The sequence below is a fragment of the Streptomyces sp. NPDC058637 genome (assembly GCF_042717325.1).
Taxonomy (GTDB): domain Bacteria; phylum Actinomycetota; class Actinomycetes; order Streptomycetales; family Streptomycetaceae; genus Streptomyces.
In genome coordinates, this window is sequence record NZ_JBHXRD010000038.1 from 51,884 (window position 1) to 73,586 (window position 21,703).

The window sequence follows — 21,703 nt, forward strand, 5'->3', positions numbered from 1 at the left end:
ATCCCACCCCCGGTGATCGTTTGCGCAGGTCACCCGAGCGGGGTCGGGGCCCGAGGAACGATCAGCTGCCCGGCGGCGAACGGGCTAAGAGACCGGCCGGACACTCGCTGCGGCGGGAGCCCGGCCGTCAGGAACGCGGCGGGGAGAACCGGTCCCGCAGCTCCCTCTTGAGGATCTTGCCGCTGGCGTTGCGGGGCAGTTCGTCCACGAACAGGACCTTCTTCGGAGCCTTGAAGTGGGCCAGCTTCTCGCGGGCGTGCTCGATCAGTTCGTGTTCCGTCGCCTCGCCACGGAGGACGACGATCGCGGTGACGGCCTCGATCCAACGGTCGTCCGGCAGTCCCACGACCGCCGTCTCGGCCACCGCGGGGTGGGTGTAGAGAGCATCCTCCACCTGGCGTGAGGCCACGAGTACGCCCCCGGAGTTGATGACGTCCTTCACCCGGTCGACGACCGTGAGGTAGCCCTCGGGATCGCGTACGGCGAGGTCGCCGGAGTGGAACCAGCCGTCGCGGAACGCCTCCGCGCTCTCCTCCGGCTTGCCCCAGTAGCCCTGGCACAGCTGCGGGGAGCGGTAGACCACCTCGCCGGCCGTCCCGTCGGGCACCTCCTTGCCGTGCTCGTCGACCACCCTCGCCTCGACGAAGAGCACGGGACGGCCGCAGGACTCCATCCGCCCTTCGTGCTCGTCGGGGCCGAGGACGGTGGCGAGCGGGCCGATCTCGCTCTGCCCGAAGCAGTTGTAGAAGGCCAGTCCGGGCAGCCGGGCACGGAGTCGTTCCAGTACGGGCACCGGCATGATCGACGCGCCGTAGTACGCCTTGCGCAGGCCGCCGAGCTCGCGGGTCGCGAAGTCCGGGTGGTTGGCGAGACCGATCCAGACGGTGGGCGGGGCGAACAGGCTGTCCGCCTGCCCGGACTCGACAAGGTCGAAGATCCGGCCCGCGTCCGGGGCGTCGAGGATGGTGTTCTCGGCGCCCACGGCGAGGTAGGGCAGCAGGAACACGTGCATCTGCGCGGAGTGGTAGAGCGGCAGCGTGTGGACGGGCCGGTCGGTGGCGCGCAGGTCGAGGGCGGTGATGGCGCTGACGTACTCGTGGACCAGGGCGCCGTGGGTCATCATCGCGCCCTTGGGCTGGGCGGTGGTGCCGGAGGTGTAGAGCAGCTGGACCAGGTCGTCGGCGCCGGTCTCGTGTACGGGGGTGAAGGGGCGCGGGGTGTCCAGTTCGCCGAGGAGCGAGTCCGGTGCGTCCCGCAGGGCACGTGTGGTGTGTCCGGCGGGGACGCGCGGGGCCAGGTCGGGATCGGTGAGGACGAGGGAGCTGCCGGACTGGCGCAGGATGTACGCCAGGTCGTCACCGGTGAGGTTCTGATTGACCGGTACGTGCACGAGTCCGGCCCGGGCGCAGGCCAGGTAGGCGATCAGGTACACGTCGGAGTTGTGGGCGTAGGAGGCGACCCGGTCCCCGGGGCGCAGTCCGTGGGCGCCGGTCAGGACGGCGGCGGCCGTGCCGACCGCCTCGTCCAGCGCGGCGTAGGTCCAGGACCGGCCTTGGTACCGCACGGCGGTGCGGGCGGGGTCGCGCCGTGCGCTGCGCGCCACGACACCGTCGACTGTGCTGCTGCGTACACCTGTCATGGCGTGATCCTGGGCGGCCCGGGGGCCGGGGGTCAAGGGTCGGGCGTCCGGCACGGGGCTGACGGGCGCCGGGGACGGACCGTCACCGGGAGGTGCGGCCGCGGATGCCAGGGGCCCCAGCAGGCTTCAGAAGGGTTCAAGGGGCTTCAGGCTTCAGGAGGCTTCAAGGGCTGATCGCCAGGAAGGCGAACGCGGCGAAGATCGCCAGGTGCACCCCGCCCTGGAGCAGCGTGGCACGCCCGGGTACGACGGTCAGGGCGCCCACCACGACGGTCAGCGCGAGCAACACCATGTGGGGTGGCGCCGAGGTCGAGGTGCAGGGGTCCGTCCAGCCAGATCGAGGTGAGCGCGATCGCCGGGATCGTGTAGCCGATGCCGGCCATCGCCGAGCCGAGGGCCAGGTTGAGGCTGGTCTGCACCCGTCCGCGGCGGGCGGCCCGTACGGCGGCGAGGGTCTCCGGCAGGAGGACGAGCAGGGCGATGACGACGCCGACCACGGACTGCGGGATCCCGGCGGCCTCGACCCCCGATTCGACGGTCGGCAACACGGCCTCGGCGTCCCCGACGACCGCGACGAGCGCCACCAGGAGCATGACCAGGCTGAGGGTGGTCGCCCCGCGTCCCGGCAGGGCGGCCGGGACGTCCTCCTCACGCGGTCTGCCGTCCTGGGTGAGCGGCAGGAAGTACTCGCGGTGCCGCACGGTCTGTACGGCGACGAACAGACCGTGGAGCAGGAGGGAGGCGACGGCGGCGAAGCCGAGCTGGGCCGGGGAGAACTCGGGGCCGGGCTTTCCGATGGTGGAGGTGGGAAGGACCAGGCTGAGGGTGGCGAGTGTCGTCACCGTCGCCATGGCCGCGCCGGGGCCCTCCGCGTTGAAGACGGCGACCCGGCCGCGTAGGCGCCGGCCATGAGGGAGAGGCCGACGATGCCGTTGCAGGTGATCATGACGGCGGCGAAGACGGTGTCGCGGGCGAGCGTGGACGCCTTGGGGCCGCCGTCCACCGTCAGGGTGACGATCAGGGCCACTTCGATGACGGTGACCGCGACCGCGAGGATCAGCGAGCCGTAGGGGTCGCCGGCCCGGTGGGCGATCACCTCCGCGTGGTGGACGGCTGCGAGCACCGCGCCCGCGAGGCGGAGCGCGACGACCGCGACCGCGAACGGGGAGAGGTCGCGTCCCCAGCTGAACACGAGGGCGAGCCGCCGCGATCACCGGCACCGCGTCGGTCCGGCGGGTGAGGGCACGGACCGCCGCGCTCGCGTTCATGGGACTCAGGGTGCCGGCGGGAGGCGGGAGTCGCGCGGTGGGAGGCGGATGTCCACGGCGGTCGTCCACGACGGTGGTCCGCCGTGCCGCACGCTCCTCGCCGTCGCACCGGCCGGGGGTGGGTGTCCCGCCGCGCGTCAGTTTGCTGATGTGGCGTCAGATTCTTTGTTCCGTCAGAGACGTACGGGGCGGCGGAGGTGACAGTAATCTCTGCTTCGGCAGGAAGTTTCATCATCGGACGAGATTTCGGAAGTTACTTTCGCGCTGGTGCTTTCGACATGAAGGGGAAGGGGTTCCGGATGGCCGGGGACGTGTCGGACCGGGGAATGAGCCGTCGGAGGATGGGCGGCGGGATACTGGCGCTGGGCGGAGCACTCGCCCTCGCGCCGATCCCCTTCGCGGGAGCGGCGGGAACGGCGGTCGGCGCCGGGCAGGACGCGGCGGGCACGGGAGCGGGAACCGGGACGGGTATGGGACCAGGGTCGGGCAGACCCACGCTGCGCCGGGGCTCCGCCGCGCGCGCCGGGCTGCTGGAGGAACCGCTCGGCCGCCTCGTGTCCGACGCGGAGAAGTACCTCGCCGACTCGCCCGCCCACCCCTGGTACGCGGGCGCGGTGCTGCTCGCCGGGCGCGGCGGCACCGTGGCCCTGCACCGGCCGATCGGCAAGGCGGTGCGGTACGCGGCCTACGACGAGAAGACCGACACGGGGGTGGAGTTCCCCGCGGACCAGCAGATCGCGATGGCCGAGGACACGGTCTTCGACCTGGCCTCGGTGTCGAAGTTGTTCACCTCGATCCTGGCCGTGCAGCAGATCGAACGGGGCACGCTGGAGCTGGAGGCGGCGGTCGCCTCGTACCTGCCGGACTTCGCGGGCGGCGGCAAGCAGGACATCACGATCCGTCAGCTGCTCACCCACACCTCGGGCTTCCGGTCCTGGATCCCGCTGTACAAGGCGCCCACCCGCGAGGGGAAGCTCCGCCTCCTGTGGGACGAGGTGCCGACCTCCGCCCCGGGTACGAAGTACCTCTACTCCGACCTCAATCTCATCTCACTGCAGCTGGTCCTGGAGAAGGTCACCGGGCGCGCCCAGGACGCACTGCTCCGCGAGGAGATCACCGCTCCGCTCGGCATGCAGCGCACCCGGTACAACCCCCCCGCCTCGTGGAAGCCGAAGATCGCCGCCACCGAGGACGCCCGGCTGCCCTGGTCGGGGCTGGAGCGCGGGCTGGTCTGGGGCGAGGTCCACGACGAGAACGCGTACAGCCTGGACGGGGTCGCAGGGCACGCTGGGGTCTTCTCCTGCGCCTGGGACCTGGCCGTCCTGGCCCGCACGCTCCTCAACGGGGGCGTGTACGGCAGGTCCCGGATCCTGTCCGAGGAGTCGGTGGAGCTGCTGTTCGCCGACTTCAACACCGCGTTCCCCGGCGATGAACACGGGCTGGGCTTCGAGCTCTACCAGCACTGGTACATGGGTGCGATGGCCACCCCGCGCACGGCCGGCCATACCGGATTCACCGGCACCAGCCTGGTCATCGACCCGACGACGGATTCGTTCCTCATCATCCTCGGAAACTCCGTGCACCCCGTGCGCAACTGGCGCTCGGGCAGTGCGCCGCGGGTCGCGGCCGCCAACCGGATGGCGCGCGCCGTGCCCGTCCGTCCCGCCGGGGGCGGTACCGCCTGGTTCTCCGGCATGGAGAGCGCGGCCACGGCCACGCTGACGCTTCCGGCACTGCGCCCGGTCTCCGCCCGCGCGGCGCTGAGCTGCGCGCTCTGGTGGGACACCGAGCCGGCGTCGGACTTCCTGAGCCTGGAGGCGTCGTCGGACTCCGGAGCGACGTGGCAGCCGGTGCCGTTCACGACCGCCCCCGCGCACGCGGATCAGCTCCAGCGGGATCAACCGCACCCGACGGGCTCGGTGTCCGGCTGGTCGGGGCGTGTCTGGCACCGTCTCGACGCGGATCTGGCGGCCTGGCGCGGCACGGAGGTCAGGCTGCGCTGGCGGTACACCACCGACCAGTTGTACGTGGGACGCGGTGCGTACGTCGACGGACTGCGCGTCCGGGACGGCAGCCGCACCCTCTTCGACGGAAACAGGCCGGGCGACTCCGGTCGCATGGAGGCGACCGGCTGGACCCTCTCCGCCGACTGAGCGGTACGGCCGGCGAATCGCTGGTTGGATGACCGGCATGAACGGAACACAGTCCATAGACGCCCCGTGGGGCGTGTCGGTGTTCGGGGCGGCGAGCGTGGACGCCGCGCCGGACCTGGCACGTCTCCGCGTCGCGATCGAGCAGACCAGGAACAAGCCGGGTGAGGCGTTCGCCGCCACCCGGGGTGGGGTGAACCGGATCCGTGAGGTCCTGCGCGGACACGGGGTGCCCGACACCGCGGTGTCGACGTCGCGGTTGAACCTGTCGTCGCAGTGGGCGTACGGCGGCGAGCGCACGTTCCTGGGGTACGAGTGCACCGCCTCGTTCGTGATCGAGCTGCGGGATCTGGACATCCTGGAGACCGTGCTCGTCGATGTCGTCGACGCGGGGGCCAACCAGGTCGAGGGTGTCGAGTTCGATGTGAGCACCAAGAAGGAACTGCGCGCCCAGGCGCGTACGGCGGCGGTGGCCGCGGCGCTGGAGAAGGCCGCGCTGTACGCCGCCGCGGCCGAGGTACGGCTCGGGCCCGTCGTCCACATCAAGGACGTCGACTCGGAGCAGCCGCAGAGTTACCGCGGGCACAGCCAGAACAGCGGGAGCGGCGAGGGCGATCTGACGCCCGGCAAGGTGACGGTGTCGGCGGGTGTCGTGATCGGCCTTTCCCTCACCGGCAGTTGAGACAGGCGCCGCGAGGCGCGACAGCGGGCGCGGGCCGAGTCAGGGACGGCCCGCGCCCTTCCCCGGCCTCCGGGGGACCATCGGTGCGGGCACGGGGCGACGGCGAACGCGCCGCGGTCCGGAAAGCACCGGAGTCGGCGCGGCGGGCGTGCGCCGCCGGGCGGACGGAACGGGGACCCGGGATGCGGCCCTGACGGGCCTCCCGGCGATCAGGGGTGCCAGCCACGGCGGACCGCCGCCTCGGGTCGCGCGGGCGACCTGGTGGTCTCGGACGTACGCAGCGGCTTCCGCCTGTTTCTCGGCTCGCAGCCCGACATGCACGTGGCCGGCGAGGCGGCGAACGGCCCCACCGCCGCCGGCCTCGCCGCACCCTGCGCCCCGACCGGCGACTCCAGCATCGCGCGAGGCCCGGCTCGCACCCCTCGCGCGAAGCCGCACACCAAGGACCGAAACTTTCGCTCGCGGTCGTGAATGTCTTTCGTAACGCTCGCGCGCGATTACGCCTTTCCCTCGTTTGCGAGTCCCATCCCGAGACGGACTCACATCGTCTACGCAGGTGAAATGGGCACGCTTAATCAAATGAGCAGTTATTCGCTCGGAAATATTTCGGAAACATGCCGTTGACGCGCCTTCCCGTGGGGCGCATACTCTCCCTCGCTCCCCCTGTTCCACTGCTCGCCTCCCGCCGCGGAAGCGCCCTTCGGCGTATCCACCGGCGGCTGCACAGCTCCTCGCACGGTCCGACTCACCCGCCCGGGCGCTCCGTTGGATCCGCCCGGCATCCGGAAGAAGAGGCTGGAAACGCGATGGCACAGATATCCCCCGGCGGCATGTCCGTCCGCCCGCACCTGCCGGCCCGCACCAGGCGGGCACTGTCTCTCGTCACGGCCGGTGTCCTCGCCGTGGCGGGCGTGGTGTCGCTCGCCGGTCCGGCGGAGGCCGTCGGCACGCTCGGCAACGCCGCGGAGGCGAAGGGCCGGTACTTCGGCACGGCGGTGGCCGCCAACCACCTCGGCGAGGCGCAGTACGCGTCCACGCTGGACGCCCAGTTCGACTCGGTCACGCCCGAGAACGAGATGAAGTGGGACGCGCTCGAGGGCACCCGCAACTCGTTCAACTTCTCGTCCGCCGACCGGATCGTCAGCCACGCCCAGAGCAAGGGCATGAAGGTACGGGGCCACACGCTCGTCTGGCATTCGCAGTTGCCGGGCTGGGTCGGTGGCCTGGGCGCCGCCGATCTCCGTACGGCGATGAACAACCACATCACGCAGGTGATGACCCATTACAAGGGGAAGATCGACTCCTGGGACGTGGTGAACGAGGCGTACCAGGACGGCAGCAGCGGGGCGCGCCGCAGTTCGCCGTTCCAGGACAAGCTCGGGAACGGCTTCATCGAGGAGGCGTTCCGGACCGCCCGTACGGCCGATGCCGGCGCCAAGCTCTGCTACAACGACTACAACACCGACGGTCAGAACGCGAAGAGCAACGCGGTCTACGACATGGTGAAGGACTTCAAGCAGCGCGGTGTGCCGATCGACTGCGTCGGGTTCCAGTCGCACTTCAACAGCAACTCCCCCGTCCCCTCCGACTACCGCGCCAATCTGCAGCGCTTCGCCGACCTCGGTGTCGACGTGCAGATCACGGAGCTGGACATCGAGGGCTCGGGCTCGGCCCAGGCCGCCTCGTACGCCGGTGTCGTGAACGCCTGCCTGGCGGTCTCGCGCTGCACCGGCATCACGGTGTGGGGGGTCACCGACAAGTACTCGTGGCGCAGCAGCGGCACCCCGCTCCTGTTCGACGGGAACTACGACAAGAAGCCGGCGTACGACGCGGTGCTCGCCGCGCTCGGCGGGTCCCCCGGTGGCGGCGACGGCGGCGGTTCCGGCAGTTGCACGGCCACCTACACCCGGACCGCAGCCTGGAACGGCGGTTACAACGGGCAGGTGACCATCAAGGCCGGCAGTTCGGCGATCAGCACCTGGACGGTGCCGGTGACCGTGACGTCGCCGCAGAAGGTCTCCGCCACCTGGAACGGCTCGCCCACCTGGGACTCCAGTGGCAACGTCATGACGGTCAGGCCCACGTACAACGGGAGTCTCGCTGCGGGCGCCTCGACGTCCTTCGGGTTCACCGTCAACACCAACGGCAACACCTCGGCGCCTGTCGTCGGTTCCTGCACCGCCTCATGAACTGAGTCGGTCACCGGCCGGGGCCGGGAGAGGTGAAACCCGCAACCGCCCCTCCCCTCCCGCGCTCCCGCCCCGCCCGGTCCTCCCGACCGGGCGGGGCGGTCCGCCGTCAGCGGGGCTTGGGGCCGGTTGCGGCGCGAGGCAGGGAGACCCGAGGCAGGCGAGGCCCACGGCCCGGGCCGCGAGCCGGACCGTCACCCCCGCTCACTTTCCACGCGGCCCGCCGTGCGGGCCGAAGTCCAGCAGCGCGTGGACGCCCGCCACCCGCACCACGCCGTAACCGGCCGCCGGGAACACGGTGACCGGACCCGGACCCGGAGCCGGGCGGCGGGGGAGCGGCGGCCCGGCGAACCAGCCGCCCAGCTCCGCCGCGCGCACCGGACAGTGGGCGGCGGCGCCCCCGGTGGAGCTCGTCTCCGACTCGACGGCGGCGCACGCCGTGCGCCGTCGATCGGACGGTCTGCTCGCCGCGAACTTCTGGACCGCGGGCACCGCCCAGGAGCTGACCGCCGACGGACCCGCCTCGGTGGTCGTGCGGGCGGACGGCCGGGCGGTCACGGTGGCGCTGTCGGACCCGACCCAGCTGCGGTCCTCCGTCGTCGTGGACCTCGCCCGGCGCGGTCTGAAGGTCGTCGCGGCGGACCCGGGCGTCCACGTCGCCTCCACCGGCCGGGGCGTCCGGATCACCGCCGACACGGCGAACCTGCACGGCGCGACCCTCGACCTCACCCTGAAGAGGAGCTAGACCCTTGCTGTTCGACATGCCCCTGGAGCGGTTGCGCGAGTACCGGCCGCGGCCGGAGGAGCCGGCCGGCTTCGACGCCTTCTGGGAGAAGACGCTCACCGAGACGGCCCGCCACGACCTGGACGCCACCTTCGTGCCGTACGACGCCGGATTCGCGACCGTGGACGTTTCCGACGTGACCTTCCGCGGTTGGGGCGGCCAGCCGGTGAAGGCGTGGCTGATGCTGCCGCGCGTCCGCACCGGGCCGCTGCCCGCCGTGGTGCAGTACATCGGCTACAACGGCGGGCGCGGCATCCCCTACTCCTGGCTGACCTGGAGTGCGCTCGGCTACGCCCACCTCGTCATGGACAACCGGGGCCAGGGCGGCGGCGGCAAGAACACCGCGGACACCCCGGATTTCGGCCCGGACGGACACGGCTCCTCCTCCCCCGGGTTCGTCACCCGCGGCATCGAGGATCCCGCCCGGCACTACTACGGGCGGCTCATCACCGGCGCGGTACGGGCCGTGGACGCGGTGAAGGCCCACGAGGCCGTGGACCCCTGTCGGGTCGCGGTGCTCGGCGGCAGCCAGGGCGGCGGTCTCGTCCTCGCGGTGGCCGGGCTGCGCGACGACGTGGCGGCGGCGGTCGCCGACGTGCCGTTCCTGTGCCACTTCCGGCGCGGGTCGCAGATCACGGACGCGGGGCCGTACGCGGAGATCGCCCGCTGGCTGTCCGGTCACCGCTTCAGGGTCGAGGAGGCGATGGAGACCCTGTCGTACTTCGACGGGATGAACTTCGCGGCGCGGGCTACCGCTCCGGCGTGGTTCTCGGTGGGGCTGATGGACCGGATCTGCCCGTCCTCGACCGTGTTCGCGGCGTACCACGCGTACGCCGGCCCGGCCGAGATCGAGGTGTTCCCCTACAACGGGCACGAGGGCGGCGCGGAGTACGACCTGCCGCGCAAGCTCGCCGCGCTGCGCGGAGTGTTCGGCGGGTAGGCGACGGACGGTCCGTCACCGGCCCAGCGCCGCCATGGCGGCGTTGTGGCCGGGCACCCCGCTGACCCCGCCGCCGCGCACCGCGCCCGCCCCGCACAGCAGGACGTTGGCGTTCGCCGTCTCGACGCCCCAGCGGCCGGTGTCCTCGGTGGCGTACGGGAAGGACAGGTCCCGGTGGAAGATGTGGCCACCGGGGAGCCTCAGGTCCGCCTCCAGGTCGAGCGGTGTCTTCGCCTCGACGCACGGCTCGCCGTCGCCGTCGAGGGCCAGGCAGTCGGCGATCGGCTCCTCCAGATGGCTGTCGAGTTCCGCGAGGGTGGCCTTGAGCAGGGCCGCGCGCGTCGCCCCGTTGTCCGCGGCGAAGAGCCGGGCGGGGGTGTGCAGCCCGAAGAGGGTCAGGGTCTGGTAGCCGCGGGCCGCGAGGCCGGGTCCGAGGATCGACGGGTCGGTCAGTGAGTGGCAGTAGATCTCGGAAGGCGGGGCGGCGGGCAGCCGTCCCGCCGCCGCGTCGCGGTAGGCGTCGGCGAGCTGGGTGTACCCCTCCGCGATGTGGAACGTCCCGGCGAACGCCCGGTGCGGGTCGACGGCGTGGTCGCGCAGTCTCGGCAGCCGGGTGAGCAGCATGTTCACCTTGAGCTGTGCGCCCTCGGCAGGGGCGGGCGGCTCGTCACCGAGGAGCGAGGCCAGTGCCTGCGGCGAGGCGTTGACCAGGACGCGGCGGGCGCCGACCACCCGTTCGCCGTCGGGCGAGCGGACCGTGACCTCCGCGCGGATGCCGTCCGTGTCGATCCGGGTGGCCTCGTGCAGGACGCGGATCTCGGCGCCGGCCGCCCGGGCCGCCAGGGCAAGCGCGTCGGTGAGCGCGCCCATCCCGCCGACGGGGACGTCCCAGTCCCCGTGCCGCCGCCGATCACGTGGTAGAGGAAGCAGCGGTTCTGGAGCAGCGAGGGGTCGTGGGCGTCGGCGAAGGTGCCGATCAGGGCATCGGTCAGCACGACTCCGCGTACGAGGTCGTCGGTGAACCGCTCCTCGACGGCGACCCCGATGGGTTCCTCGAACAGTGTCCGCCAGGCGTCCGCGTCGTCGATCCGCGCCCGCAGCACGTCGCGGGCCGGCAGGGGTTCGGTGAGCGTCGGGAAGACCCGCTCGGCGACCCGTCCCGTCATCGCGTAGAAGCGCCGCCAGGCGTCGTACTCGCGGTCGTCGCCGGTGAGTCCGGCGAAGGACGCCCGGGTGCCGTCGCCGCCGACGAGCAGCCCGGTGGCGCGTCCGCCGCGCACGGCCGGGGTGTACGAGGACACTGTGCGCCTGCGTACGGCGAAGTCGAGGCCGAGGTCGCGGACGATCTTCGGCGGGAGCAGCGAGACGAGGTAGGAGTAGCGGGACAGCCGGGCGTCGATCCCGTCGAACGGGCGCGTCGAGACGGCCGCTCCCCCGGTGGTGCCGAGGCGCTCCAGGACGAGGACGGACTGCCCGGCGCGGGCGAGGTAGGCGGCGGCCACGAGGCCGTTGTGGCCGCCGCCGACGATCACCGCGTCGTAGGTGTCGTGCGTGGGTGTGCCGGGTGCGTGTGTCTCGTCCGAGGGCATGGCCCCTTCGTAACACGGGACGATCTCTGCCGGCCAGAGCACTGCGACCGGCCGCAGGCGCGGAAAACGGTGCGCGGCTCGGGGTGCCGCTGTGGCAGGGTGCGCGCTGCAAATGCTCTGCCCCGTCCTCACCACAGGAGAGTCCATGGCCACACCGCCGGCACGTCTGGTCCCGCTGCTGGAGCAGTTCGACCGGGCTCGCGAGCGCCTCGGGAACCGGATGACGGGCCCGTTCGTGGACAGCGGCAACGGCACGGCCGTCGAGGCCCCGGTGATGACGGACGAGGAGTACCTGTGGGAGCCCGTGCCGGGCTGCTGGTCGGTCCGCCGCCGGAGCGCCGGTCCGGGCCCGGCCGCGACCCAGCTCGCCGGCACGGGCGAATGGGGGCGTGACACCATGCCGCCCCCTCATCCGTCGCCGCCACCGTTCACCACCCTCGCGTGGCGCCTGAGCCACCTCACCGAGCTGCTGACGCTGCGCGCGGACCACACGGCCGGCGGGCACACCCTGACGCGGGACGACCAGCGGGTCGTCGGGGACGCCGCCGGGGCGATCGCGGCCTTCGAGGCCGGGGCGGCCGCGTGGCGTGCCGCGCTGCTCGGCGTCGACGACGCGGCGCTCGACACGGTCGGGTACAGCACCTATCCGCACGGCGGCGATCCGGGGGACCCGTTCATCGACATCGTCTGGTGGGTCAATCAGGAACTGCTGCACCAAGGGGCCGAGATCGCGCTGCTGCGCGACCTCTACCGCGCTCGGGCCCGGGGGGCCTGAGCAGCGCTCAGTGCGGCTGCGGGCCGCGCAGGTCCGCGACCCGCCGGTACAGCTCCACCGCCTCGGTGCCGCGGCCGAGCTGTTCCAGGCAGTACGCCTCGTCGTTGCGGCTGACGAGTGCGTCGGGGTGGCCGACACCCAGGACCCGTTCGCGGGCCTCGGCGACCGCCCGGTAGTCGGTGAGGGCGTCGGCCCACCGGCCTAGCCAGCCCAGTCCGACGGCGACCTCCCGGCGGCTGACGAGTGTGTCGGGGTGGTCGGGGCCCAGGACGCGTTCGCGGATCGCGCACACGTCGCGCGACTCGACGAGGGCTTCCTCCCAGCGGGCCATCCGTCCGAGGTTGACGCCGAGGCCGTGCCGGGCGCGCAGGGTCTCCGCGGCCGCGGGCCCTTCGATCCGGGTGCGGTCCTCGACCAGTGCGCGGTACAGCTCCAGGGCCTCGGCACTGCGGCCGAGCCTGCCGAGGCTGATGCCGACCTCGTAGCGCGCGGACAGGGTGTCGGGGTGGTCGGCGCCGAGGCCGACGGCACGGGCCCGCGCGACCTCGCGGTACGTCCGCAGGGCCTCGTCCCAGCGGTCCAGCCGGCCGAGGGTGTACGCCACCTCGTACAGGGTGGCCAGGGTGTCCGGGTGCGTCGCCCCGAGCAGCCGGCCGCGGGCGTCCGCCACCTCGCGGGCCATCCGGTACGACTCCTCGACGTGACCCAGCCGGCTGAGGTTGAAGGCCAGGTTGTGGCGGCAGCGCAGGGTGTCCGGGTGGTCCGGGCCCATGGAGCGCTCCCGGGAGGCGAGCACGGCGGCGTACACCTGGTGGGCCTCGGCGTGCCGGCCGAGCTGCCCCAGGACGTACGCCGTCTCCTGGCGGGCCGCCAGCGTCTCGGGGTGGTCGGGGCCCAGGGAGCGTTGGCGTCCGTCGGTGACCCGCGCGAAGGCGCGCAGCGCGTCGGCCGCGTGTCCGGTGCGGCTGAGGGTGAAAGCGACCTCGTACCGGCTGGTGAGGGTGTCGGGGTGGTCGGGGCCGAGGGCCTGTTCGCGTGCGTCCGCGACCGACCTGTGCACCTCCGCGGCCTCCTCCCAGTGGCCCAGGCGTGCCAGGTTCAGCCCGGCGCTGTGGCGGCCGGCCAGGGTGGCGAGGAGCTCGGGCGACGGGGTGGGGCGCGGGGTCCGGGCGGCCGGGGGGCCGGGGAGGGGCAGCAGTCCGAGCCCGGTGGTCCACGCACCGGTCAGGCCCGCCGAGTGGTCGACGGGCGGGGTCCCGGGGTGTGCCGCGCCGGTCGCCTTGTGCCCGGTGGTCATATCGCGGGTCCAGGAGGGCAGCCGCGGCGTCCAAGAAGCGGCCGGCGGGCCGGGGTGCGGGACGGGCACGGGCGGGGCGAGCCGGATCCCTCCGGCCCCGGGTCCGCGGGGCTGTTCGCCGGTGCGGCCGAGGGCGATGCGCTGGCGCAGGTCGCTCGCGTCGGCGGGCCGCTCCCCGGGCGTCTTGGCCAGCAGGTCCAGGACGACCCGGTCGAAGAACCCCGGCAGTTCGGCGCGGTGGGTGCGCAGTGGTTCGGGCTGGGTGTCACGGTGCCCGACGAGCACCGCCCAGGCGTCGTCGAGGTCGAAAGGCGGCACGCCCGTGGCGATCTCGTAGAGCACGCAGCCCAGTGAGTAGAGGTCGCTGCGGTGGTCGACCTCACCGCCGCTGATCTGCTCGGGCGACATGTAGTGCGGGGTGCCCATGGCGATTCCCGTGCCGGTGAGCCGTGAGCTGAAGCCGATGTCGTGGCCCAGCCGTGCGATGCCGAAGTCGCAGATCTTCACCGTGCCGTCGTCGAGCCGCATGATGTTGGCGGGCTTGAGGTCCCGGTGCACGATGCCCTGCTGATGGGTGTATCCGAGGGCGTCGGCGACCTGTTCCGCGATGTCGACGACGTCGGGGACCGGTAGCGGGTGCTGCTTGTTGTCCTCCAGGAGCTGGCTGAGGTTGCGGCCTTCCAGGAGTTCCATGACGAGGTAGAGGACGCCGCTCTCGGACTCGCCGAAGTCGTGGACGACGGTGACGCCCCGGTGCTGGAGCGCGGCGGCCACCCGTGCCTCGCGGCGGAAGCGTTCGCGCAGGATGCGGGTGAAGGACCGGTCGTGCTGGGGGCCCACCGGTTTGAGGCATTTCACGGCCACGTGGCGGCCCAGCGATTCGTCACGGGCACGCCACACCTCGCCCATGCCGCCGCGCCCGATCATGTCGAGCAGCCGGTACCGGCTCCGGATCAGCCTGGTGTCCGCCATCGCCTGTTGTCGCCCCCGTTGCTTCGCCTACTGCTGCGCCCTCCCCGGCGCGTCCAGTATGGCGGCCTGTCTGCGGAGTTTGTACGGGGCGGGGCGGCTGTCGGGACCGAGTCGTTTCATCGCCTTCACGATGTGTCCGGGCGGCAGGCACCAGCGGAGGCGTGCGGGGATGCGGCGCAGGGTGGCACCGGTGGTGCGCAGCCGTCGGTCGACGGCTTCCGGGGGCGGCGCCGCCCTGCCGTACAGCTCGTGGGCGTACGGGGGCAGGGAGTCGTAGGCGAGTGCCGCCACACGCCGCCAGAGCAGGGCGCGCGCCGGTGTCAGCAGGGCGTGGACCGGTGGGCTGCGCAGGAAGTCGTCGACGTCCCGCGCCTCGGGGCCTGCGGCGAGTTCGGGGCGGACCCGTCGCAGGTGGGCGGCGAGTGCCGCGGTCGTCGCGGGGACGTGGGAGGGGTCGAGGCCGACGAGACGGGCGGAGACGCGCTGTTCGTCGACGTACCGGTCGGCCTGGGCGTCGGTGAGGGGGAAGCCGGAGCGGCGCTGCACCTGGAGGTAGGAGTCGACCTCGGCGCAGTGCACCCAGAGCAGGAGTCCGGGTTCGTCGACGCCGTAGCTCTCCCCGGTCGCCGGGTCGGTGGCCTTGAGGAGGCGGTGGATCCCGCGGACCCGGGCGCCGTACGTCTCCGCGGCCTCGGTGGTGCCGTAGGTGAGGGTGCCGACGAAACCGGCCGTGCGCATCAGCCGTCCCCAGGCGTCCTCACGGAAGTCGGAGTTCTGCGTGACACCGCGGACGGCACGCGGGTGCAGCGCCTGGAGGTAGAGGGCGCGTACCCCGGCGACCCACATCATGGGGTCCCCGTGCATCTGCCAGGTGACGGAACCGGGGCCGAACAGCCCGGGGTCCGCGTCTCTCGTGGGCTCGTCCATCGGCTCGTACCTTCCGCTCGACTGGGAACCGGGAGGGGTCGTCGTGCCGGGGTGCGGTCGTGCTCGTAGGATCGCGAAACGTACGGTGACGCCGCCGCCTCGGTACATGCATACCGCAACCGCGCCCGTTCCGGGGAGGGGTGGGGCCGTGCGGAGGAGCCGGGCCGCCGCGTCCCCGGGATCGTGCCCCGGGCCGCCGCGTCCCCGGGACCGTGCCCCGGGACGCGGACGCACCCGCGGTGCCGTCCCGGCCGGGCCGGGAGAACCTGTCCCGGGCCGGGTCAGCGCTTGACGGCCCGCAGGACGACGAACTTGGGGTCGCCGGCCACGGTGGTGCAGTTGCCGAACGTCCGGCGCAGCTGCGTGTGGTAGCCGAGGTGGCGGTTGCCGACGACCCACAGCTCACCGCCGGAACGCAGCGCGGCACGCGCACCGTGGAACATGTTCCGGGCCGTGGCGTCGGAGACCGCCTGGTGCGAGTGGAACGGCGGGTTGCTGAGGACGAGGTCCACGCTTCCCGCGGGCAGGTCCGCCGTCCCGTCCCCGACCAGGAAGTCCGCCTTGGCGTCCGGTCCCGTGTTGGCCCGGAAGGTCGCCGCCGCGGAGGCGACGGCCTGGTACGACTCGTCGATGAAGGTGACGGAGGCCTCGGGGTTGGCGAGTGCGGCCGACAGCCCCAGGACTCCGTTGCCGCAGCCGAGGTCGACGACGCGGTCGGCGCCGGTCCGCCCGGGCAGGTGCTTCAGGAAGAAGCGGGTGCCGATGTCCAGGCGCTCGGCGCAGAAGATCCCGGCGTGGTTGGTGACGGTCCGGCCGGAGACGGCACCGACGTCGTCCGGCAGGTCGTAGTGGTACGGCCAGGGGCTGGGGCTCCTGGTCAGCGCCGGATCGGGTGTGCAGAAGATGAGCCGGGCCTTCTTCACCGCGAGGGAGGTGCGGGTGGGGCCGATGATCCGCTCGAAGAGCTTGAGGGTGGAGGTGTGGATCTCCTTGACCATGCCGGTGCCGATGACGACGGTCCCGGCGTGGACGGCCGGCGCGAGCCGGTGCAACTGGTCCTCCAGGAGCGCGAGGCTCTTGGGCACCCGTACGAGCAGCACGTCGACGCGCTCCGGCGGGGTGTCGCGCACCGACCGCGTGCGCACCGAGTCCGGGTCGCCGCCGTTGCGGACCAGGTTGGCCTCGGTGGCGCGCCGCGCGAGGTAGGAGTCGGTGATCTGTACGGGGCGGTGTCGGGCCAGCGCGGTGGCGAGCGCGCCCCAGCGGTCGCCGACCACGGCGACGGTGCCGGACAGGTCGACCGGCTCGCTGTCCTGCTCGCCCTCCAGCCGGCGCAGCAGGTACTCGTCGGCGGCGTCCCACGCACGGAACGGGTCGCGCGGGTCCTCGGGAAAGCGGGCGAGATCGAATGCGCCCTGTGACGTCGTCAAACGGTTCATATTGTGTTCAGGCTAACCGAGTGGCGGGGAGCGTTCCGCACGCTGCCCGCCACGGGGTCCTACGGAAGCCGCTTGTCCAGGGCCGACCGGCCTTCCTCGGCCAGCCTGCGCCGTGCCCACTCCAGGGTCTGCGGGGTCAGGTCCCGCCCTGAGGCGAGCACCAGGTCCTCCGCGGTCGGCAGGTCGTTCCCGCCTGTGTGCAGCAGACGGTCGGGAGTCACCCCCTGCTCCTCCGGCACGGATGCGGATATGGTTTCGGACTCTTCGCTCATGCCGCCTCCTCGTCCTTGCGGCAATTCTCGCGCCGGGACGGAGTTGCCGCATCCGTTGCGCCGACGGACCCCTCCAGCCCGTCACTTGACCTGCACATGATGAATACGCAACGTTCACACGACGGGCACCGTACGTGTGGAAGGCTCCCGGCTCACCAGGCATCACTCGGCAACCACGGCACCGTTCCCGCCACGTACCCGGTGGTGGCGGCGCGGTTCCCGCTGCTCCGGAGAGGACACCCCCCATGTCCAGTCGCCGCCGTTTCTACGCGCGTCCACTACTGGCCACAGCCGCCTCGATCGCCGTACTCACGGGCGTCGCGGCCGCCGCACCCGCGGCCACCGCCACCGCCCCGGCCGCCGCCACGACGTCGCTCACCGCCCTCGACGACACGTACTACCAGGACGCGCTGGGCAAAACCGGCACCGCACTCAAGAGCTCGCTGCACACGATCATCAGCGACCAGACCAAGCTGTCCTACAGCCAGGTCTGGGAGGCCCTCAAGAACACCGACGAGGACCCGGCCAACTCCTCCAACGTGGTTTTGCTCTACACCGGCCGCTCGCAGTCCAAGAGCAGCAACGGCGGCAGCGTCGGCCAGTGGAACCGTGAGCACGTCTGGGCCAAGTCGCACGGCGACTTCGGCACCTCCACCGGCCCCGGCACCGACATCCACCACCTGCGCCCCGAGGACGTCCAGGTCAACTCCATCCGCGGCAACAAGGACTTCGACAACGGCGGCAGCACGGTGTCCGGGGCTCCCGGCAACTACACCGACAGCGACTCCTTCGAACCGCGCGACGCGGTCAAGGGCGACGTCGCCCGGATGATCCTGTACATGGCGGTCCGGTACGAGGGCGACGACTCCTGGGCCGACCTCGAACCGAACAACAGCGTGAACAACGGTTCGGCCCCGTACATCGGGCGGCTCTCCGTACTGAAGCAGTGGAGCCAGGAGGACCCGCCGAACAGCTTCGAGCGGAACCGCAACGAGGTCATATTCGACGAGTACCAGCACAACCGGAACCCGTTCATCGACCACCCGGAGTGGGTCGAGGCAATCTGGTAGGCGAGGCCGCCGGACGCTCAGTCCGGACCGGCCATGACCTGCGCGCAGCGCTCCAGTGCCTCCTCGCGGGAGGCGAAGCGCGGCAGGTCGCGGCCGGTCCGTTCGCGGACGAGGTCGGGCGGGCCGAGCCGGTCCCCCGGGTCGACGACTGCCGCGCGCCGCCCGTCCGCGACGAGCCGCGCCAGACCCGCGTGCAGCAGCTCCAGGGCGACGGAGTCGGCCCCCGTCACCTCGCTCAGGTCGAGCACGACGGAACCCGTCCGCTCCGGTCCGGACTCGTCCAGTGCGTACAGCACCCGCTCGGCGGCGGTGAAGTCCAGGGCTCCCTGGGCCGCGACGATCCCGACCCGCTCGCGCAGGGCACGCTCACGCCGGCCCGAGGGTGCGGAGGGCAGCGCGTCGGCGGTGGTGGCCAGCGTGACGGTGGAGCCGGGCAGCGCCGGGTTCCTCATGAGGTGGAGCCCGTACCGCTCCGAAAGCGCTCCGAGGGCTGCGCGTCCCCGGACCGAGGTGCCGGCCGCGTCCAGCGGCGGGCTGTAGGCGGCCAGGCCGAAGCGGGCCGGGCCCGCGGCGATCAGACCGCCCGACACCCCGCTCTTGGCCGGCAGCCCGACGCGCAGCAGCCATTCGCCGGAGCCGTCGTACATGCCGCAGGTGGCCATCACGGCGAGCACCTGCGCGGCGACCTCCGGAGAGACGACGGTCTCGCCGGTGATCGGGTTGACCCCGCCGTACGCGAGGGTGGCCGACATCACCGCGAGGTCCACGGCCGTCACCCGCACCGCGCACTGCCGGAAGTACGTGTCCACGGCGGCCACCGGGTCCAGGTGCCCGGTCCCCGTGCTGCGGATCAGGTAGGCGAGCGCCCTGTTGCGGTCCCCGGTGGCGGCCTCGGACGCGTACACCTCCTCGTCCACGTCCAGCAGCCGCCCGGCGAACCGGCTCAGGCAGGCCAGGATCCGGTTGAAGGCGGGGGACTCCGGGGTGTCGGGGACCAGGGCGGTGGTGACGATCGCACCGGCGTTGACCATGGCGTTGGCGGGCCGCCCCGTGCCGGGCTCCAGGCTGATGGCGTTGTACGCCTCACCACTGGGCTCCGCGCCCACCCAGCGGTCCACCTCGTCCAGGCCGAGCGAGGACAGGGCGAGCGCGTAGACGAAGGGTTTGGACACCGACTGCACGGTGAAGGGGGTGTCCGCCTCCCCCGCGCTGTAGCAGTGGCCGTCCATGCTGACGAGCGCCAGCCCGAAGTCACCCGGGTCGGCACGCGTCAACTGCGGGATGTAGTCCGCCTGTTCTCCGTCGCGCACACCGACGAACCGGGCGTGCAGCTCTCCCAGGGCGTCCGTGACGGCATCGGCCGCGGTCATCCCGGCCGGCCGGGGTCGCGGACGTACGGCTCCCGCGCGGTCATTCCGCGTCGTCGCCGAAGATGTCGCGGAGCCTGGCCTCACGCTCGGTGTCGAGGTTGCTGTGCAGCAGTTCGGCCCCGCCGCCGGGGAGCGACTCGCTGATGCGGCTCGGCACCTCGTCCATGGTCAGCAGGAAGAGCGCCGAGGTCCCCGGTGTCACCTTCTGCTTGACCTCGGCGATGAACTCGTCGTCGATGCCGACGTCGGCGAGCTTCCCGCCGAGCGCCCCGGCCGCGGCGCCGATGGCGGCGCCGAGCAGCGGCATCAGGAAGATGAGCCCGAAGAGCATCCCCCAGAACGTCCCGCTCAGCGCACCGGCGCCGACCAGGTTGATCAGCTGCTTCGTCTTCGGCTTGGGGCGCTCGGCGGGCCAGGTCACGACGGCGGCGTCGAGGATCTTGATCAGGCCTTCCTTCTGGAGGGACTTCAGGGCCGCTTCGACGTTCTCGGCGCCGTCGGCCGAGTGGAACTTCCACACGGTGAGCGTGGACATCGCACATACCTCCGAAAGAAAGGGGATAACTCGCTCATCCTAGGATCAAAAGGTATGAATTGACTCGTCGAACGACCCGCCCCAGCCCGCAGGGCGGCCCCAGCACCGCGGACCTTGACCCTCCGGGAGGGAACGATGGATACGGACGCCCTGACCGCCGGCCTGTTGCAGGAACTTCGGGCGACCAGGCCCTATCCGGCCCTGTCCCTGACGATGCCGACCCACCGCCGGGCGCCGGACAACGCCCAGGACGCCGTACGGCTGCGCAACCTGGTGGCCGAGGCCGCCAACCGGCTGGAGGCCGACCCGCGGGTGAGCCGCGAGTCCCGCGCCGCGATCAGGGCGCAGCTCGACCGGGCGGCCGAGGAGGTGGACCAGCGACGGGCCCTGGACGCCCTGGTCATCCTCGCCGACGCCGACGAGTACCAGATCTGGCAACTGCCGCGCACCGCGCCCGAACGAGTGGTCCTCAGCGACACCTACCTCACCCGCAACCTGGTCGCGGCGAAGGCACGGGCGCAGCTCTTCTGGGTCCTGAGCCTGTCCGCCGAGCACGCGGCGCTGTGGTCGGGGACGAACGACGGACTGCGCAAGGAGAACAGGGGCGGATTCCCGCTCACGGCCCCGCACGAGGAGCCCAACCCGCAGCGCGAGGAGCGGATCGGGGACACCCCGAGCACGTACAGCAGCGAGGACGCGCGCAATTTCCTGCGTACGGTCGACGAGAAGCTGCGCGCGGTCCTGGCGGCGGACCCGCGGCCGCTGTTCCTGGTCGGCCTCCCGCCCGCGCTCGCCCTGCTCGACGAGGTGGGCGAGACCTCCAGGTCGGCCGTCGGCAGGGCCGCGAAGGGCACGACCGCGGAGACGACCGCGGCCGAACTCCTCAAGGACCTGACCCCCGCGCTCCAGGACCGGCAGCGGCAGACCGCGGCCGGCATCCAGGAACGGCTCGACAACGCCCGGGGCGGCAACTCCTTCGCGGGCGGCCTCGACGAGGTGTGGGCCGCGGTACGGGAGGGCCGTGCCGGCCTGGTGGCCGTGGAGGAGCACTTCCAGCGGACGGCCAGGGTCACCGACGGGCACCTGGAGCCGGCCGACGACGCCGGGAGGCAGGCGGCGGACGGCCAGGTGCGCGAGGACATCGTGGACGAGCTCATCGAGGCGGCGCTGGACAACGGCTGCGAGGTGGTGTTCGTCGCGGACGACTCCCTCGCGGGTCACGGCCGGATCGCCGCGGCTCTGCGCTTCTGAGAGCGTGTCCTTGCGTTGGGATTATGTGAATTATGTCTAGGTTTGGCGCTCCGAGTTGATCTCACTGATCACTCTGTGCACGAAGGAGAGCCATTCATGGACCGATTCAGGCGCGCGTCGGCGGCGGCCCTGCTCGCAGCGGTGGTGCTGGCCGGTGCGGTGGGCGGGGCCGCCGCGTCCTCCGGTGTCCCCGCGCCGCCGTCCGGGGCGAGCGCGGAGAGTGTGACGGCCCGGCCCGCGCTCACCGCGCGGACGACCCTGAGCCGCGTCGCGGCCTGGCAGGAGTTCCGTGTCCACGGATCCGCCCGGCACATCCGCCCCGGCACCCAGGTGACCCTCCAGCAGAAGCAGGGCAAGCGCTGGGTGTCCCTGCCCGCGAGCATGAGGACCACCGGCGACGGCGGCTACAGTCTGCGGGTGCGGCTCGGCATCAAGGGCGAGAACGCCCTGCGGATCGTCGGCGGTGGCACTGTCTCGCCCGTCGTCCGCACGACGGTGGGCTGATCTCGCGCCCGTCTCACGGACGTACCGCGGCCGGCCCGCTCCGTGCGGGC

Annotated in this window: 16 protein-coding genes and 2 pseudogenes; 9 read left to right on the forward strand and 9 right to left on the reverse strand. The window is 72.2% G+C overall.

Annotated features, from left to right (window positions below; genetic code table 11):
• Nucleotides 1–127: 127 nt before the first annotated feature.
• On the reverse strand, nucleotides 128–1,639 hold the full coding sequence (locus tag ACFWVP_RS29820; RefSeq protein ID WP_384501081.1) for an acyl-CoA synthetase: 1,512 nt from the start codon (nucleotides 1,637–1,639) through the stop codon (nucleotides 128–130).
• A gap of 163 nt (nucleotides 1,640–1,802) precedes the next feature.
• Nucleotides 1,803–2,907: pseudogene (locus ACFWVP_RS29825) on the reverse strand (calcium:proton antiporter).
• Nucleotides 2,908–3,206: 299 nt separating this feature from the next.
• On the opposite strand from ACFWVP_RS29825, the gene ACFWVP_RS29830 reads away from it, so the two are divergent.
• The 5 genes from ACFWVP_RS29830 to ACFWVP_RS29850 all read left to right on the forward strand — a co-directional run bounded on the left by ACFWVP_RS29830 (nucleotide 3,207) and on the right by ACFWVP_RS29850 (nucleotide 9,652).
• On the forward strand, nucleotides 3,207–5,060 hold the full coding sequence (locus tag ACFWVP_RS29830; protein ID WP_384501098.1) for a serine hydrolase: 1,854 nt from the start codon (nucleotides 3,207–3,209) through the stop codon (nucleotides 5,058–5,060).
• A 37-nt stretch (nucleotides 5,061–5,097) separates the two neighbouring features.
• Entirely contained in the window at nucleotides 5,098–5,739 is a 642-nt protein-coding gene (locus tag ACFWVP_RS29835) for an SIMPL domain-containing protein (protein ID WP_384501082.1), read from the forward strand.
• Nucleotides 5,740–6,569: 830 nt separating this feature from the next.
• Complete coding sequence (locus tag ACFWVP_RS29840; RefSeq protein WP_384501099.1) at nucleotides 6,570–7,928, forward strand: endo-1,4-beta-xylanase; 1,359 nt, start codon at nucleotides 6,570–6,572, stop codon at nucleotides 7,926–7,928.
• A gap of 298 nt (nucleotides 7,929–8,226) precedes the next feature.
• Nucleotides 8,227–8,673, forward strand: coding sequence for a polysaccharide lyase beta-sandwich domain-containing protein (locus tag ACFWVP_RS29845; RefSeq protein WP_384501083.1), 447 nt, complete (start codon nucleotides 8,227–8,229; stop codon nucleotides 8,671–8,673).
• 4 nt (nucleotides 8,674–8,677) lie between these two features.
• A complete protein-coding gene (locus tag ACFWVP_RS29850) occupies nucleotides 8,678–9,652 on the forward strand; it encodes an acetylxylan esterase (RefSeq protein ID WP_384501084.1) in 975 nt (324 codons plus the stop codon).
• Nucleotides 9,653–9,667: 15 nt separating this feature from the next.
• On the opposite strand, the pseudogene ACFWVP_RS29855 reads toward ACFWVP_RS29850, so the two are convergent.
• Nucleotides 9,668–11,241: pseudogene (locus ACFWVP_RS29855) on the reverse strand (phytoene desaturase family protein).
• 145 nt (nucleotides 11,242–11,386) lie between these two features.
• On the opposite strand from ACFWVP_RS29855, the gene ACFWVP_RS29860 reads away from it, so the two are divergent.
• Nucleotides 11,387–12,016, forward strand: coding sequence for a DinB family protein (locus ACFWVP_RS29860; RefSeq protein ID WP_384501085.1), 630 nt, complete (start codon nucleotides 11,387–11,389; stop codon nucleotides 12,014–12,016).
• A 7-nt stretch (nucleotides 12,017–12,023) separates the two neighbouring features.
• Here the strand turns inward: ACFWVP_RS29860 and ACFWVP_RS29865 are convergent, their stop codons facing one another.
• From ACFWVP_RS29865 to ACFWVP_RS29880, 4 genes are all read right to left on the reverse strand, one after another.
• Nucleotides 12,024–14,285 (reverse strand): tetratricopeptide repeat protein, encoded by a 2,262-nt coding sequence (locus tag ACFWVP_RS29865; RefSeq protein ID WP_384501086.1) that lies wholly within the window; start codon nucleotides 14,283–14,285, stop codon nucleotides 12,024–12,026.
• A 27-nt stretch (nucleotides 14,286–14,312) separates the two neighbouring features.
• The gene (locus ACFWVP_RS29870; protein WP_384501087.1) at nucleotides 14,313–15,212 is read right to left on the reverse strand and encodes an oxygenase MpaB family protein; all 900 of its coding nucleotides are present in this window, start codon (nucleotides 15,210–15,212) and stop codon (nucleotides 14,313–14,315) included.
• A 281-nt stretch (nucleotides 15,213–15,493) separates the two neighbouring features.
• Nucleotides 15,494–16,651: a methyltransferase gene (locus ACFWVP_RS29875; RefSeq protein WP_384501088.1), complete on the reverse strand. Its 1,158-nt coding sequence runs from the start codon at nucleotides 16,649–16,651 to the stop codon at nucleotides 15,494–15,496.
• A gap of 59 nt (nucleotides 16,652–16,710) precedes the next feature.
• Nucleotides 16,711–16,923 carry a hypothetical protein gene (locus ACFWVP_RS29880; protein ID WP_384501089.1) on the reverse strand — a complete coding sequence of 71 codons (213 nt, stop codon included), beginning with the start codon at nucleotides 16,921–16,923 and terminating at the stop codon, nucleotides 16,711–16,713.
• Nucleotides 16,924–17,168: 245 nt separating this feature from the next.
• On the opposite strand from ACFWVP_RS29880, the gene ACFWVP_RS29885 reads away from it, so the two are divergent.
• Entirely contained in the window at nucleotides 17,169–17,993 is an 825-nt protein-coding gene (locus ACFWVP_RS29885) for an endonuclease I family protein (RefSeq protein WP_384501090.1), read from the forward strand.
• 17 nt (nucleotides 17,994–18,010) lie between these two features.
• Here ACFWVP_RS29885 and glsA read toward each other — a convergent pair whose 3' ends face one another.
• Both glsA and ACFWVP_RS29895 read right to left on the reverse strand, forming a co-directional pair.
• On the reverse strand, nucleotides 18,011–19,363 hold the full coding sequence (glsA, locus tag ACFWVP_RS29890) for a glutaminase A (protein WP_384501091.1): 1,353 nt from the start codon (nucleotides 19,361–19,363) through the stop codon (nucleotides 18,011–18,013).
• Nucleotides 19,364–19,403: 40 nt separating this feature from the next.
• A complete protein-coding gene (locus ACFWVP_RS29895; RefSeq protein WP_384501092.1) occupies nucleotides 19,404–19,898 on the reverse strand; it encodes a DUF1269 domain-containing protein in 495 nt (164 codons plus the stop codon).
• Nucleotides 19,899–20,033: 135 nt separating this feature from the next.
• Between ACFWVP_RS29895 and ACFWVP_RS29900 the strand changes: the two genes are divergently transcribed.
• Both ACFWVP_RS29900 and ACFWVP_RS29905 read left to right on the forward strand, forming a co-directional pair.
• On the forward strand, nucleotides 20,034–21,149 hold the full coding sequence (locus ACFWVP_RS29900) for a chemotaxis protein (RefSeq protein WP_384501093.1): 1,116 nt from the start codon (nucleotides 20,034–20,036) through the stop codon (nucleotides 21,147–21,149).
• Nucleotides 21,150–21,245: 96 nt separating this feature from the next.
• Nucleotides 21,246–21,653 carry a hypothetical protein gene (locus ACFWVP_RS29905; protein WP_384501094.1) on the forward strand — a complete coding sequence of 136 codons (408 nt, stop codon included), beginning with the start codon at nucleotides 21,246–21,248 and terminating at the stop codon, nucleotides 21,651–21,653.
• Nucleotides 21,654–21,703: the final 50 nt, after the last annotated feature.